This is a genomic window from Microbacterium indicum DSM 19969 (assembly GCF_000422385.1).
GTDB lineage: Bacteria > Actinomycetota > Actinomycetes > Actinomycetales > Microbacteriaceae > Microbacterium > Microbacterium indicum.
Genome location: NZ_KE383822.1, coordinates 14,478 through 29,990, shown reverse-complemented (window position 1 = coordinate 29,990; position 15,513 = coordinate 14,478). Strand labels below are relative to the sequence as shown.

Genomic DNA, 15,513 nt, shown 5'->3' with positions numbered 1-15,513 from the left:
CGTCCGACGCAGCCGTAGCGGTCGAGTCATCATCCGACGTCGCGGTCGAGTCATCGTCCGACGCAGCCGTAGCGGTCGAGTCATCATCCGACGTCGCGGTCGAGTCGTCGTCCGACGCGGCCGTAGCTGTAGCCGACGAGTCGGAGTCATCGGTCGTGATGACCTCGACCGGCGTCGTCACCGTGTGGGTGCCGTCGGTGCCCTCGAACTCGTAGTCGCCCGGCTCAACGCCGGCCGGCACGGGGTAAGGAGTCGTGAATGCGCCGTCTTCGTCGGTCGTGACGGTGACGGTCTCTGCACCCTCAACGGGCTCGCCCGTCGTGGGATCGATCAGCACGACGTCGACCTCGGTGTTCGGAGGCCATCCCTCACCGGAGACGGTCGTCTCGTCCCCGGCTTCGACCGGTCCATCGGCTTCGAGCGTCGGGTCGTACACGACCTCAGCCGAGGATCGCACCGTCGACGACGCGAGCGAGAGCTCGAGAAGCGGGGTGCTGAGCGCGGGCAGCAGGGTGAGGCTCAGAGCGCGCTCGCTGAACGTCGTGTCCGTCGTGAACGAACCGTCGGCAGTGAACGACCCCGGGGTCTCCTGGACGTTCGCGGTCAGCGAGAGCAGGTTGTTCGTCACGAGTCCGAACACCGGCTGGAGCACGGCGTTCGCCGCCTCGACGACCGGGCGGAAGATCGTGTCAAGGGCACCCGCGTCGGTGATCGCCTCAGAAAGAGGAGTGACGAGCGCAGGAAGGATCGTGTCGGTGATCGCCGTCAGCAACGGAGTCACGATTGTGCCGACAGGCAGCCCCACGAGGGTGGTGCCAGACGCATCGACCGTGGGAGTCTCGGACCCCTCGGCGCCGATGAAGTCGCCCAGGGTGCCGGAGAGGACGACGTCGACGGTTCCGATGTTGACCGCGCCGAAGAGCCCGTTGATCTCGCCGGCGATCTCGATAGTCACGTCGGTCGAGTTCAGAGCGTCGGTGACGGCGTTCACGAGCAGCGCGGGGAGCTGGTCGAAGACCGAGCCGATCGCGCCGTCGAGCGCGGCCTGCACGAGGTCGGGGTCGAGGAGCTCGGTGTTCGCGGGGAGGCCGTTCAGCGTTCCGTCGTAGTCGCCGCCCTGCGTGTCGGCGACGAGGCGAGCGAGATCCACGCTGACTTCACCGGTGCTGAAGTCGATCGTCACGACGCTGTCGTCCGAGGTGATGGGCTGCGCCAGGACCGAGTTCACGGCGGCCTCGAGATCGACGTCGACCGTCGCGGTGACGCCCAGGTCGTCGATCGAACCGACGCCCAGGAGCAGGCCGTTCAGGGTGCTGGTGATCCCGTCGAGCAGCGGGTCGACGGTCTGGTCGATGACGCCGTCAGCGCCCACGAGGCCGTTGATCGGGTCGGAGATCTGGCCGAGGACGTCGACGAGGCTTCCCGAGAGACCCGCGACCACGGGGCTCGTGAGCAGCAGCTGCCCGCTCGCGATCCGGTAGTCGCCCGTCGGGTCGTCGGAGCCGTTGACCGTGGCCGACGACGAGATCGCGCCGAGCTCAAGTCGCGCGTTGTCGAGCAGCGCGCTCAGCCCGGCCTGTTCGAGGATCGGGCTCAGGTCGAGCGACGCGCCCTCAGCAGGGTCGCCGCTGCCGATGGCGATGGAACCGTCTGCGCCGACCAGACCGGCCGATGCGTACGCCGAGTTGGCCTCGGTCGTCGCGTACTGACCGAGCGCCCCGAGCTGGAGGATCCCGTTGCTGCCGAAGAGCTGCAGGCCGTTGCCCAGGTCGATGTCGAGCGCGTCGAGCAGGCTGAGCTCGAGCGGGCTGGAGGACTCGGCGACGCCGCTCGGAGTCGCGGAGTACGCGGGGGTGAGCTCCGCGACGTCGTTGAGATCGACGAAGCCGCCGTCGAAGGTGATCAGACGGCCTTCGGCCTCGGAGGTGTCGGTTTCAGCGGCGACCGCCGGGGCCGCGCCGAACGCCGCGCCGAAGAGGGCCGCTGTGGCAACCGTCGCTCCCGCGCTGAGAATCCGCTTCCTCCACAGAGTTGCACCTCCTCCCGTGGAATGAGTGGTTTTGTTCAGAGCACGCAACGGCTGTCCCTTTCTCTTCACGATCAGATGCAGGCCGGGATCGAGAGACCCAGCGCGGTGGCCCTCGGGGCAGTCAGAAGACACCCAGCGAACACCCACCTGGCGGCTAGCATTCCGCAAGTCCGGATTGGCTGTCTACTCCGATTGCGAAGCGTTTCATAACGAAATGATCACGGGAAGGTTCGCTCGCCGACCACGAAACGACTGAGGTGCAGAGCGAGCGGCACCCTCGATGCGACCCGGGCTTCAGCCGGCGGCGACGACCTCGAGAACCTGCTCGCCGTAGAGCGCGCGCTTCTTCTCGCCGATGCCCGTGATGCCCTCGAGGTCGGCCATCGAGCCCGGCCGATGCTCGGCGAGCGCCCTCAGCGTCGCGTCGCCGAACACGATGTAGGCCGGGACGCCCTGCTCGCGCGCCTGACCCGCGCGCCACTCCCGGAGCTTCTCGAAGAGGCCGCGATCGCCCTCGGCGAGCGCGTCGGCGGCGGACGCCTTGCGCGGGCTCGATGGGCGGCTCTTGCGCCCGATGAGGTCCTTGCGCAGCGGCACGGGCGTCTCGCCGCGCAGCACTCCCCCGGCCTCGGGGCCGAGCGCGAGCGTGTTGTATTCGCCCTGCGGTATGAGAAGCGACCGCGCGAGCAGCTGGCGGATCACCGAGCGCCAGTCCTGCTCGCCGAGGTCGTCGCCGATGCCCCACGTCGCGAGCTCCTGATGCCGGAAGCGACGGGTGCGGTCGGTCTCGTGCCCCCGCAGGATGTCGATGATCTGCCCCGCCCCGAAAGACTGGTGCCGTTCGCGGTCGAGCCGCACGATCGTCGACATGATCTTCTGCGACGCGACGAGGCCATCCCAGGTCTGCGGCGGCTCGAGACACGTGTCGCAGTTGCCGCAGGGCTCGGACCGCTGGCCGAAGTATCCGAGCAGATTCTGCCTGCGGCATGAGACCGTCTCGCACAGCGCGAGCATCGCGTCGAGGTGCTGCTGCTGGCGCATCTGGATCGCCCGGTCGCCCTCGCCCTGCTGAATCATGCGCCGCTGCTGGACGACGTCGCCGAGGCCGTATGCCATCCAGGCGATGCTGGGCTCGCCGTCGCGTCCCGCGCGCCCCGTCTCCTGGTAGTAGCCCTCGACCGACTTCGGCAGGTCGATGTGAGCGACGAAGCGGACGTCGGGCTTGTCGATGCCCATGCCGAACGCGACGGTCGCCACGACGACCACGCCGTCTTCGCGGAGGAAGCGCGACTGGTTCGCCGCGCGGACCTCGGCCGGAAGGCCCGCGTGATAGGGGATCGCATCGATCCCCTGCCCCGCGAGGTACGTCGCCGTCTGCTCGACCGACTTGCGGCTCAGCGCGTAGACGATGCCCGCCGACCCCTCGGGCTGCGAGCGCACGAACTGGAGGAGCTGGCGGCGCGCGTCGGTCTTCGCCTCGATCCGGTACTGGATGTTCGGCCGGTCGAAGCTCGCGACGAAGTGCCGCGCCGTGCCCAGCTGCAGACGCTGGGTGATCTCGTCGTGCGTCTCGCGCGTGGCCGTCGCGGTGAGCGCGACGCGCGGGACGCCGGGGAACTGCTCGCCGAGGTCGCCGAGCGCGAGGTAGTCGGGCCGGAAGTCGTGGCCCCACTGGCTGACGCAGTGCGCCTCGTCGATCGCGATGACCGAGAGGGATCCACGGCCGAGCAGGTCGCGCGTCTGCTGACCGCTCAGCCGCTCGGGGGCGACGTAGAGGATGTCGAGCTCGCCCGCGAGGTACGCGCGCTCGACGCGCGAACGCTCGGCGGCGTCCTGCGTGGAGTTGAGGTACTCGGCCGCGACGCCGTTCGCCCGCAGCGCGTCGACCTGGTCGTGCATGAGCGCGATGAGCGGCGAGACCACGAGCCCCGTTCCCTCGCGCACGAGCGCCGGGATCTGATAGCAGAGGCTCTTGCCGCCGCCCGTCGGCATGAGCACGACGGCGTCGCCGCCGCCGATCACCTGCTCGACGATCTGGGCCTGATCTCCCCGGAAGTCGTCGTAGCCGTAGACCGTGTGCAGCGCCTCGAGCGCGCTCGCGAAACGCGACGCGCGGGCGGCGGCGGGTGCGGGGGCCGGGGGGCCCTCGGGGGCGGCGCCGGGCGCGAACGGGTCGGCCCACGCGATCGGTCCGCCGTCGTAGTCGACGTCGGGCTCCTCGGGGGGCAGCCAGCCGTCGTCGAAACCGGGGTCGTACGGCGGCTCGTTCGTCATCCGTCCAGCCTACGGATCACCGCCGACAGGCGGACCGCCCTGTGGACAACGGCCGCAGCCAGAATTCGAGGGCGACCGGAGACTGTCGGCACCGGTCGCCCTCGAGTTGCATGTCCGGGGATGCGCGTCCTGGACGATCCAATTATCTGCATGGGTTCCGGCGCCGCGGCGAGACGTGGACCGAATCGTTATGCGCGACTCAGTCGACGCTTATCTTCCGGCCGCGGCGGGCGGCTCACCGGAGCGCGAGGCGGTCTGCGTCTGGGTCGATAACGCGCGCCGCAGTTTAGGTTCCCCTCAGTCAGCGGCAATAGGCTGGCGTCGTGGCCCGCCGATCCGTCTTCTCGACCCGTGTTCTGCTCGTCTGCGCGGCCATCGCCGTCGCGACGGGGATCCTCGGCGGAATCGAGGGCTGGCTCGCGACCCCGGTCATCGCCGCCGTGCCCTTCCTCTACGGGGCGATCCTCGGCGTCCACACGCTGCCGGGCATCATCGCGCAGGAGATCTTCCGCGCCCCGTGGGTCGCCCTTCTCACCCACGTCCTCGCGGCGTTCGTCGCCTGCGCCGTCGCGCCCGTCTTCGTGCCGCAGTTCATCATGACCGCGATCCTCTTCGGCGGGATCCAGGAGCTCGTCGCCGCGGCGTTCCGCTACCGCGCGTGGACCTGGTGGCGGTACCTCATCTCGGCCCTCATCATCGGCGCCTTCATCGCCGTCGTCATGGGCCTCGCCGCCGACCTCGGGTCGCTTCCGACGTGGGCCCAGATCACCTACATCGTGCTCTCCCTCGTCGGCCCCATGCTCTGGACGCTCCTCGCGCTCGCGGTCGGGCGCGGGCTGCGCCGCGCCGGCGTCGTCCCCGCGCGCTGAGGCTGCGGGCCCGCCGGATGGATCCGCTCGTCGCGGTCTCGGACCTGAGCGTCACGTACGCGGGCGCCGACCGGCCCGCCGTCGCGGGCGCGACGTTCGACGTGCGGCCCGGCGAGATCGTGTGGCTGCGCGGCCCGTCCGGCGCGGGCAAGTCGACGATCGCGCTCGCGCTGGCCGGCCTGATCCCGCACGCCGTCGACGCCGAGCTCGAGGGATCCATGCGCGTCGCGGGCGTCGACACCCGCGAGACGACGACCGCCTGGCTGAGCACCCGCGTCGGCATGGTGTTCCAGGACCCCGACGCCCAGGTCGTCACCGCGACGGCCTTCGACGAGGTGTGCTTCGCGCTCGAGAACCTGCTGCTTCCGGCAGACGAGGTCGCCCGGCTCGCCGAGGCCGCCCTGCGCACCGTCGAGCTCTGGGACCGCCGCGACGACGACCCCGCCGTGCTGTCGGGCGGGGGTCGCCAGCGCCTCGCCATCGCCTGCGCGATCGCGACCGAGGCGCCGCTCATCGTCCTCGACGAGCCCACGGCGAACCTGGATCCCGCGGGCGTCGCCGACGTCTACGCGGCCGTCCGGGCGATCGCGGACGCGGATCGATCCGTCGTCCTCATCGAGCACGACGAGGAGGCCGCGCGCTCCGTCGCGACGCGGACCGTCGAGATCGGCTCCCCGCGGCAGGCCCCCGCTCCCCGCCCGCCTCGGCGCACCGGCGCGCGCGCGGCCGTCGCGTCCTCCGGCCCGGCCGTCTCCGCGACGCACCTCACGATCTCCCGCGGCGAGCGCCTCGTGCTCGACGACGTGTCGGTCGAGATCCCCCACGGATCCTTCACGGCCATCGTCGGCCCCAACGGGGCCGGGAAGACCACCCTCGCCCAGGCCCTCGCGGGCGTCATCCGCGCCCCGAAGGGATCCGTGTCGGTCGCGGGCATGGATCCCGCACGCACGCCCGCCCGCGAGGTCGCCCGTTTCGTGGGCTTCGTGTTCCAGAACCCCGAGCACCAGTTCGTCACGGCGACGGTGCGCGACGAGCTCGCGCACGAGCTGCGGCGCCTGAGGGTCCCGCGCGCCGAGGTGGACGAGCGCGTCGACGCGATGCTCGAGCGCTTCGGCCTCGAGGGCCACGCCGACCAGCACCCCTTCCGCCTCTCGGGCGGCCAGAAGCGCCGCCTCTCGGTCGGCACCGCGCTGATCGGGATGACGCCGCGAGGGGTCCTCATCCTCGACGAACCGCTCTACGGGCAGGACCCCGAGCGCTCCGCCGAGATCATCGCGCTGCTCGACGAGCTCCACGACGACGGCACGACGATCGTCGTCGTGACCCACGACATGCGCCTCGTCGCGTCGCACGCCGATCAGGTGATCGAGGTGGGCGCCGGGTCCGCTCCCCCCGCCGCTCCCCCGGCGGACGCACCGGCGCGCCGGCGCCTCCTCGAGCTCCTCGATCCCCTCGCTAAGACCGCCGCCGTCCTGCCCGGGATGGTCGGCCTCGTGCTCAGCCGGGACTCGGCGGGGCCCGCGATCCTCCTCGCCCTCACCTACGCCGCGCTTCTGATCGGCGCGCCCCTGACCCGCCGGCTCGCGCTGTGGCTCGGCGCGGCGCTCCCCGCGATGGGGCTCGTGCTCTGGGGCGGCTTCACCCTGTGGAGCGGGCCCGAGGCGGGCATCGCGACGGCGCTCCGCCTCACGGCGATGATCGCCCTGGCCCTCGTCCCGGGGCTCACGAGCGACGGCGCCGACATGGTGCGGTCGTTCGTGGCGCACCTCCGGATCCCCTATCGCATCGGCTACGCGGGCCTCGCGGCGCTGCGCTTCGTGCCGCGCTTCCGGTACGAGAGCGACATCATCCGCGCGGCCCACCGGGTGCGCGGCGAGCGCTCGCGCGGGGCCGCGCACCTCATCGCCCTGCTCGCGGGTGGGATCCGTCACGCCGAGCGCGTCGCCCTCGCGATGGACGCTCGCGCCTTCGGGGCGCATCCCACCCGCACCGAGCGCTCCCCGGCCCGGTGGCGCCGCCGCGACACGGCCTTCGCGGCGGTCGGCGCTCTCGTCTGCGTGGCCGCGATCGCCGTCCCCGCGATCCTCGGATAGATGCCCCGTGGTTCTCCCCTGATGAACACGGATATGCGACGATGATCGGCGGGTCGATCCGCTCGGCCCGTCCTTTCGATGGCGCACCCGGACAGACGAGCGCCGGTCAGGAGACTTCCGGAACATGACCGATTTCGATCCGTCGATGGCGGGCACGTGGACCGTCGACGCGGCGCACTCGCGCTTCGGCTTCTCGGCGAAGCACGCCATGGTGACGAAGGTGCACGGCGTCTTCCCCGCCGCGACGGGCACCCTCACGATCGGCAACGACGGGCTCGCGAGCGCGCACATCGACGTCGCGCTCGACGTCTCGAGCGTCGACACCCGCAGCGCCGACCGCGACGCGCACCTGCGCTCGAGCGACTTCTTCGACGCCGACGCCCACCCGCAGATCACGTTCGTCTCGACCGGCTTCGACCAGGTCGCCGAGAACGCGTTCCTCGTCATGGGCGACCTGACGATCAAGGGCACGACCAAGTCGGTCGGGATCCCGCTCGAGCTCACCGGCGTCGGCCGCGACCAGACGGGCGCGCTGCGCGCGGGCTTCGAGGGCACGCGCCGCATCGACCGCCGCGAGTTCGGCCTCGAGTGGCAGACCGCTCTCGACTCGGGCGGCGTCCTCGTCTCCGAGCGCGTGACGCTCGAGTTCGACATCAGCCTCGTGCACGAGGAGTGATCCCGCCCCTCTGATGTGCAGAAGGCCGCGCCCGGCTTCCGGGCGCGGCCTGCTGCGTCGGGTCACGCCGAGAGCGCGACGCCCCAGCTCGCCTCGAAGACCTCGCCCGGCTCGAGCCAGCGCAGGCCCTGGCCCGAGTTGAGCGCCTCGGCGGGCATCGTCATGGGCTCGATCGCGACCGCGAGATCCTGACCCGGGTACCCGTCGGTCGTGAACACCTGGGCGTAGTCGAACGACTCGTCCTGCCAGATCGTGAGCACGCGGCCGTCGGGCGCCGTGAGCGTGTGTCCGACGAGACCGTGCTCGTCGCGCGCGAGGCCGCCGAACGCCGTGTCGTAGAACGGGACCTCGCCGAGCACCTTGCCGCCGCGCAGGTCGTTGTCGCCCTCGACGGGGTCCTCGCTGAGCGGGAGGAGCCGGTCGTCGACGGCGAAGAAGGTGTCGGCGGGCGAGGTGAGCGTGAGCTCGCCGGTCGGGACGCCCTCGATCTGGAAGAACGGGTGCACGCCGATGCCGACGGGCGCGGGGCGCGCGCCGACGTTCTCGAGGCGGTGCGTGACGCGGATCCCGTCGTCGGTGAGGGCGTAGGTGACGCTCGTCTCGAGCGCGAAGTCGTAGCCCGCCTGCGGCACGATGGCCGCCGACAGCGTCGCCGTGCCCTCGCCGACCGTCACGTTGTACGGCGTGTACCGGAGCAGGCCGTGGATCGCGTTCGAGAGCTTCGGCTCGGTGATCGCGAGCTGCTCGTCGTAGGCGGTGCCGTGCGGATCCGTCTGGCTCCACTTGCCGTCGCGCACGCGGTTGGGCCACGGCACGAGCACGATGCCCGACCCGAACGGGGTGCGCGCGCCCTCGGGGTACGGCGTGACGACGCCGGTCCCGCCGACCGTCAGCCCCCTCAGCGATGCGCCGACCTGCGCGATGTGGGCGGCGACGTCGCCGCGCTCGATACGGATCTGGGTCCCTGTGGGGTCGATGGCCATGGGTCCATTCTGTCGGGATCCGCGGGCCGACCGCGCGCATCGACGCGAAAGCGCCTCCCCGCGTCATGCGGGAAGGCGCTCTCAACGGCCGGGATCAGGCCTCGACGGCCGTGGTCTCCTCGGCGGCGACCTCGACGACCGGCGCGGCGATCTCGTCGACCGTCTCGGGGTCGGCGTCGCGGAACGGCGCGTCGATCTCGGCGCGGTTCAGCAGGTCGGCCATGCGGCGGCGGCGCTGACGCGGGATCAGCGTGACGACGCGGCCCGAGCGGCCGGCGCGACCGGTGCGGCCGGCGCGGTGCAGGTAAGTCTTGTACTCGTCGGGGGCGTCCGCCTGGACGACGAGGTCGACGTCGTCCACGTGGATCCCTCGGGCCGCGACGTCGGTCGCGACGAGGACGCGGATCTTGCCCTGCGAGAAGCGCTCGATGTTGCGGGTGCGGCGGGCCTGGTTCAGGTCGCCGTGCAGCGCGATCGCGCGGATCCCGTCGTCCTCCATCTGCTCGACCAGCTGGTCGGCGAAGGCGCGCGTGCGGGTGAAGACGATCGTGCGGCCGTCGCGGTCGACGAGGCGCTCGATGACCTCGCGCTTCTCGCGCTGGTCGACGACGAGGACCTGGTGGTCGATCGTGCCCGTCTCCTGGTCCTCACCGGCGACCTCGTAGACCGAGGGGTCCTTGAGGAACTCGTCGACGAGAGCCGAGACCTCGCGGTCGAGCGTCGCCGAGAAGAGCAGCTTCTGGCCGCCCTCCTTCGTGAGGCGCAGGATCCGCTGGACGGGCTCGAGGAAGCCGAGCTCGCACATGTGGTCGGCCTCGTCGAGGACGGCGACCTGGACCTGCGAGAGGTCGAGCTTGCCCTGCTTGTGCAGGTCCTCAATGCGGCCGGGCGTGCCGATGATGATGTCGACGCCCTTCTTGAGCGCGCCCACCTGGCGGGCCTGGGGCACGCCGCCGTAGATCTGGGTCGTGAAGAGGCCGACGCTGCGCGCGATGGGCTGCACGGTGCGGTCGATCTGCAGCGCGAGCTCGCGCGTCGGGGCGAGGATCAGCGCCTGCGGGGCGCGGCCGAACTCGCGCGCCTGGCCCTTGCGCGAGCGCAGGATGCTCTCGACGAGCGGAGCGCCGAACGCGATGGTCTTGCCCGAGCCGGTGCGGCCGCGCGCGAGCACGTCCTTGCTCTCGAGGATCGGGACGATCGTCGCCGACTGGATCGGGAAGGGGCTCGGGGCGCCGAGCTCGGCGAGGGCGCGCACGATGTTGTCGCCGAGGCCGAGGTCGCCGAAGGTCTGACCCTCGGTCGTCTCGGCCTGGACGGCCTGCGCCTCGAGGCGCTCGTGCACGACGTCGATGTGCTGCTCCTGCGCGGCGGTGCGCTGCGGGCGCTCGTCGCGGCGCTCCTGCCACTTGCGCTCGCCGTCGAACTCGCGGCGGGGGCCGCGGTTCTCGTCGCGGTCGAACGAGCGGCGGGGGGCGCGGTCGTCGCGATCGAACGAACGACGGGGACGGTCATCGCGGTTGTACGAACGGCCTCCGCGGCTGTCGTCGCGATCGAACGAACGACGCGGACGGTCATCGCGGTTGTACGAACGGCCGCCGCGGCTGTCGTCGCGATCGAACGAACGACGCGGACGGTCGTCCCGGTTGTACGAACGGCCTCCGCGGTTGTCGTCGCGACGGTCGAACGAACGACGGTCGTCGTCGCGGCGCGGGGCGCGGTCGTCACGGTCGTACGAACGACGCGGACGGTCGTCGTTGCCGTACGAACGGCCGCGGTTGTCGTCGCGGTCGTAGGAGCGGCGGGGACGGTCGTCGTTGCCGTACGAGCGTCCGCCGCGGTTGTCGTCGCGACGGTCGAACGAGCGGCGCTCGTCGCTCTCGTAGCGACGGTGCGGGCGGCTCTCGCCGCCGCGGTTGCGGTCGAACGAACGGTCATCGCGGGCGCCCGAGCGGGCGGCGCGGTCGTCGTTGGACCAGCGGGGCTTGCGGCCTCCGTCGGACTTCTTCGCGTAGCGCGGGTCGAAGTTCTGCGAGGGGCGCCCGCCGGCGGGCTTCTTGTTCTTGGGCATGCGAAAATGCACCTTCCAGGTGTTCTGCGGCTCGAAAAGGATCCACACAAACACCCGCGCATACGACGCGGCATCCCCAGCCGACCCTTCAAAGTACCGCGGCCGTCTGGGAAACCCCAGGGTGCGGTCGTAATCGGCCGCTCAGCGCCGCGCGATCGACCGCGCGAGGGCCGCGAACACGAGCGCGCACAGCGCGTGGATCCCGAAGACGAGGCCGAGGGCCGGGTCGAGCCCCGCAGACCGCTCCGTCGCCCAGAACACGCCGCCGAGAACCGCGACGCCGAGCGTCAGACCGAGCTGCTGCATCGTCGTGAAGAGGCCGCTCGCGACGCCGCCCGCCCACTCGGGCGCCCGGGTCACGACGGTCTGCAGGACGGGCCCGAACATCATCGCCTGCGTGACGCCCAGCGGGACGAGCACGATCTCGTACGCCCAGAATCCGTCGGCGCCGGCGATCGCCAGGGCGCCGAGCGCCGCGAGGACGACCGCCTGCGCCACGGCAGCGACCGTCATCGTGTGCGCCCCGAGGACCGGCAGCAGCCGCGGCATCGAGATCGAGACCGCGACGAACGCGAGGCCGAACCCCAGCACGAGCAGCGCCGCGCCGAGCGCCCCCATGCCGAACCGCGCCTTCGCGAGCGCCGACAGCTCGTAGAGCATCGCGCCGTACGTCGTGAAGAACAGGAGCGTCATGAGCAGGCCGCGTCGGACGACCGTGATCCGCAGCACGCTCGGCGGCACGATGGGGAGGCGCCCGCGGCGCTCCGAACGGGCCTGCTGCGCGCCGAACGCAACGAGGAGCGCGGCTCCGGCGACGAGGACGACGACGGCCCACACGGGCCAGCCGAGGGTCGGGCCGAGCGTCAGCGGGACGACGACGAGGAGCAGGCTCGCGCCGAGCGTCGCGGCTCCCGATCCGTCGAGCGCGAGCGCCGCGTCCGACCGCGACTCGGGGACCGCGACGAGGCCCGCGAGGCCGAGGGCGGCGATCGCGGCGGTCGCGATCTGCACCGCGCGCCATCCGTCGTGCGCCGAGAGCAGGGATCCCAGCGCTCCCGCGGCGAGCTGCCCGAGGATCGTCGCGACGCCGCTCATCGCGGTGAACAGCATGAGCCCCCACGTGCGCAGCGCGCCGTGCGCCGTCGCCTGGATCGTCGAGAGCACCTGCGGCGTGAGGAGCCCCGCCGCGACGCCGAGCAGGACGCGCAGCGCGACGGCCGTCGCCAGGTTCGGCGCGAGCGCGGTCGCGACGCTCAGCACGACGACGCCCGCGGATCCGATCGCGAGGAGCCGCCGGCGCCCCATCCGATCGCCGAGCCGCCCCGCGATCACGAGGGTCGCCGCGAACGCCGTCGTGTAGGCCGCGAGCACGAGCTGCTGCCCCGCCGCGCCCGCCCGGAGATCGGATCCGATGTCGTCGGCGAGCACGTTGACGGATCCGAACGTGAAGTTGACGGGGATGTACGCGAGGATCAGCGCGGCGAGGCCGAGCGGCGCGAGGGATCGACGGGCCACGCCCGTGTCGATGGCGGCGGTTGTCATGCTCCGACGATCCGCCCGATCCGATCCTGTTACCAGGAGTGCGCTGATCCTATTAGTCGGAGCACCTGGATCCGCCTCCCCCGCCGGCGCAGACTGAGGACATGGATGAGGATCTCGACCGCCGCCGCCAGCTCGGGGCCTTCGTCCGCGCGCGCCGCGAGGCGACCGCGCCCGCGGACGTCGGGATCGCCGCGGTCGGCCGGCGCCGCACGCCGGGGCTGCGCCGCGAGGAGCTCGCGCCGCTCGCCGGCATCGGCATCACGTGGCTCACGTGGCTCGAGCAGGGGCGCGCGACCGGCGTCTCCGATCAGGTCCTCGAGGCCCTCGCCCGCGCGCTGCGGATGAGCGACGCCGAGCGGCACCACCTCCTCGTCCTCGCGGGGCGCGGGCTGCACCAGGCGGCTGCGCCGATCGATGTGCGCCCCGAGAACCTCGAGATCCTCGACCGGCTGCTGCCGTTCCCCGCGGCGCTGCAGACCGACGGCTACGAGATCGTCGCCGCGAACCGCACCTACCGATTCCTGTTCTCGGACCTCGACGCGTACGAGCCCGACGACCGCAACTGCGCCTTCCTGATGTTCACCGACCCGGTGTGGAACGCGGCGATCGTCGACAAGGAGCAGGTGCTGCCGAGCGTGGCCGCGCGGCTGCGCTCGCGGCAGGCCGAGCATCGCGGCGAGCCGCGCTGGGACCGGCTCATCGAGCGCCTCACGGAGACCTCGGCCGAGTTCCGCCGGCTCTGGGAGAACTACGACGTCGACGACGACCGGCCGCAGGAGCGCCGGTACGTCTCGCCGGCCGCGGGCCCCCTGACGGTCGCGTTCCAGAGCCTGTGGCTCGATCCGTCGCGCGGCACCCGGATCATCGTGATGACGCCGTCCGACGACGCGACGCGCGAGCGCCTCGAGCGCTTCGACCGGCTGCACGCGGCCGCGCCGCGGTGGACCGCCCGCGGCGACGCCCGGCACGCCGCCGCCGGGTAGAGACCCGCGCCGCGCAGAACTACGGCGATCCGCGCCGCAGAAGCCCGACACGCCGGGCCGAACACCCGCGACGGCGAAACCCGCCGTACTCCTGCCGCCGGGCAGCCGCAGACGTCAGGCCACCGCGACCAGCCCGCGCAGCTCGGCGGCGGGCACGTCGGCGCCGCCGGCTAGAGACCCGCGCGGCGCAGGACTACGGCAATACGCGCGGCAACGGCCCGACACGCCGGGCCGACCACCCGCCACGGCGAAACCCGCCGTACTCCTGCCGCCGGGCAGCCGCAGACGTCAGGCCGCCGCGACCAGACCGCGCAGCTCGGCCGCCGGCACATCGGCGCCGAACGCCGGGGAGCCGGGCTCCAGACGGATCCCGTCACGCAGCGACGGCAGGACGACGGGATCGAAGCCGAGCGCGTCGACGAGCCCGGCCGCCGCCTCGACGTCGTGGGCGTCGTCGCCCGCGACGGCGATCCCCTTGCGCCCGGCCGCCCCGGCAGGACGGGCCTCGTCCTCGAGGTCGTGATAGCCCATGTGGTTGAAGGCCTTGACGAGGCGCGCCCCGGGCAGCCCGTCGCGCACGAACTCGCTCGACGAGGCGCCGGGCTCGAGGATCCGCTCGCGCGGTCCGTCGACCTCCCACCAGTGGTTCATGGCGTCGACCACGAGCTTGCCCCGCAGCCGATCCGCGGGGATCGTGCCGTGCTTCCCGAGGGGCAGCGCGAGGATCACGACGTCGGCCTCGCGCGCCGCCTCCTCCGCGCTCACGGCGACGGCGCCGGGGGTCAGCACCTCGATCGTCAGCGCGATCCGCTCGGGCTCGCGCGATCCCGCGATCAGCACGCGGTATCCGGCGCGCAGCGCCAGCCGAGCGAGGACCGTGCCGACCTTCCCCGCGCCGAGGATCCCGATCGTCGTCACGCCGCTCATCGCGTACCCTCCGCCAGCAGCTCGCGCACGCGGGGGATCACGCGCGTTCCGTACAGCTCCACGGAGCGCAGGCGCGCGCTCGCCGAGAGCGCGCCGCCGGCCGAGTAGATCATGTCGAAGCGGCCCACGTCGAGGGCGCGGATCGCCGCCGCCATCTTGCGCGCCACGGTCTCGGGCGACCCGACGTAGAGCGAGCCGTGCTCGACGTCGGCGTCGAACTGCCCGCGCTGCACGGGCGGCCAGCCGCGCAGGGCTCCGATGCGGTCGCGGATCTCCTTGAAGCCCGGGTAGAAGAGCTCGCGCGCTTCCTCGTCGGTCTCGGCGACGAAGCCCGGCGAGTGCATGCCGACGGGGTGCGCCGTCGTGCCGAGCTCGGCGGCCGCGCGCCGATAGAGGTCGACGTACGGGGCGAAGCGCGCGGGGGCGCCGCCGATGATCGCGAGCATGAGGCGGAAGCCGTAGTGCGCCGTGCGCAGGACCGACTGCGGGGATCCGCCGACGCCGACCCATGTCGTGAGGCGCCCGGACTCGGTCTTCGGGAACACGTCGGCCCCGTCGAGCGCGGCGCGCGTCGTCCCGCCCCACGTCACGGGTCCCTCGTCGAGCAGCCGGTGGAACAGATCGATCTTCTCCTCGAAGAGGATCTCGTAGTCGCTCATGTCGTACCCGAAGAGGGGGAAGGACTCGGTGAAGGATCCGCGCCCGAGGATCACCTCGGCCCTCCCGTTCGAGAGCGCGTCGACCGTCGCGAAGCGCTGGAACACCCGGACGGGATCGTCGGACGAGAGCACCGTCACCCCCGACGCCAGCTTGATGCGCTCGGTCGCCGTCGCGATGCCCGCGAGAACCGTCTCGGGCGACGAGATCGCGAACTCGGGTCGGTGGTGCTCGCCGAGCGCGACGGCGTCGATCCCGACCTGGTCGGCGAGAACCGCCTCGCGCACCGCGGCGCGGATCGCCTCCGCGTAGGTGACGACCTGGCCGCGGTCGTCGCGCGGCAGCTCGCCGAAGCTGTCGATGCCGAATTCGATGTCGTCCACTGCTGTCTCCTCGGTGTCTCGTGTGCGGG

11 protein-coding genes are annotated in these 15,513 nt (G+C 72.0%); 4 read left to right on the top strand and 7 right to left on the bottom strand.

The window, feature by feature from the left end; translation table 11 throughout:
- Both H576_RS15910 and recQ read right to left on the bottom strand, forming a co-directional pair.
- Positions 1 to 2,077: choice-of-anchor G family protein (locus H576_RS15910; RefSeq protein WP_036321006.1), on the bottom strand; the 2,077-nt coding region annotated here is incomplete at its 3' end.
- A gap of 246 nt (positions 2,078 to 2,323) precedes the next feature.
- Positions 2,324 to 4,303, bottom strand: coding sequence for a DNA helicase RecQ (gene recQ, locus H576_RS0113215; RefSeq protein WP_029151317.1), 1,980 nt, complete (start codon positions 4,301 to 4,303; stop codon positions 2,324 to 2,326).
- 323 nt (positions 4,304 to 4,626) lie between these two features.
- Here recQ and H576_RS0113210 point away from each other — a divergent pair, with 323 nt between their 5' ends.
- From H576_RS0113210 to H576_RS0113200, 3 genes are all read left to right on the top strand, one after another.
- Positions 4,627 to 5,172 carry an ECF transporter S component gene (locus tag H576_RS0113210; protein ID WP_029151316.1) on the top strand — a complete coding sequence of 182 codons (546 nt, stop codon included), beginning with the start codon at positions 4,627 to 4,629 and terminating at the stop codon, positions 5,170 to 5,172.
- A 17-nt stretch (positions 5,173 to 5,189) separates the two neighbouring features.
- Positions 5,190 to 7,265 (top strand): ATP-binding cassette domain-containing protein, encoded by a 2,076-nt coding sequence (locus H576_RS15905; RefSeq protein WP_051172787.1) that lies wholly within the window; start codon positions 5,190 to 5,192, stop codon positions 7,263 to 7,265.
- A gap of 124 nt (positions 7,266 to 7,389) precedes the next feature.
- Positions 7,390 to 7,941: a YceI family protein gene (locus tag H576_RS0113200; RefSeq protein WP_029151315.1), complete on the top strand. Its 552-nt coding sequence runs from the start codon at positions 7,390 to 7,392 to the stop codon at positions 7,939 to 7,941.
- Between the two features lie 62 nt (positions 7,942 to 8,003).
- Here the strand turns inward: H576_RS0113200 and H576_RS0113195 are convergent, their stop codons facing one another.
- The 3 genes from H576_RS0113195 to H576_RS0113185 form a co-directional block, all read right to left on the bottom strand.
- Positions 8,004 to 8,924, bottom strand: coding sequence for an aldose 1-epimerase family protein (locus H576_RS0113195; protein WP_029151314.1), 921 nt, complete (start codon positions 8,922 to 8,924; stop codon positions 8,004 to 8,006).
- Between the two features lie 94 nt (positions 8,925 to 9,018).
- A complete protein-coding gene (locus H576_RS0113190; RefSeq protein ID WP_029151313.1) occupies positions 9,019 to 10,992 on the bottom strand; it encodes a DEAD/DEAH box helicase in 1,974 nt (657 codons plus the stop codon).
- 141 nt (positions 10,993 to 11,133) lie between these two features.
- Entirely contained in the window at positions 11,134 to 12,534 is a 1,401-nt protein-coding gene (locus H576_RS0113185) for an MFS transporter (RefSeq protein WP_084502748.1), read from the bottom strand.
- 101 nt (positions 12,535 to 12,635) lie between these two features.
- Between H576_RS0113185 and H576_RS0113180 the strand changes: the two genes are divergently transcribed.
- Positions 12,636 to 13,517: a helix-turn-helix transcriptional regulator gene (locus H576_RS0113180; protein ID WP_029151311.1), complete on the top strand. Its 882-nt coding sequence runs from the start codon at positions 12,636 to 12,638 to the stop codon at positions 13,515 to 13,517.
- 288 nt (positions 13,518 to 13,805) lie between these two features.
- On the opposite strand, the gene H576_RS15900 is transcribed toward H576_RS0113180, so the two are convergent.
- Positions 13,806 to 14,444 carry an NADPH-dependent F420 reductase gene (locus H576_RS15900; protein ID WP_036321002.1) on the bottom strand — a complete coding sequence of 213 codons (639 nt, stop codon included), beginning with the start codon at positions 14,442 to 14,444 and terminating at the stop codon, positions 13,806 to 13,808.
- Entirely contained in the window at positions 14,441 to 15,484 is a 1,044-nt protein-coding gene (locus H576_RS0113170; protein ID WP_029151310.1) for an LLM class flavin-dependent oxidoreductase, read from the bottom strand. Before H576_RS0113170 ends, H576_RS15900 begins: the two co-directional genes overlap by 4 nt.
- Positions 15,485 to 15,513 lie beyond the last annotated feature (29 nt).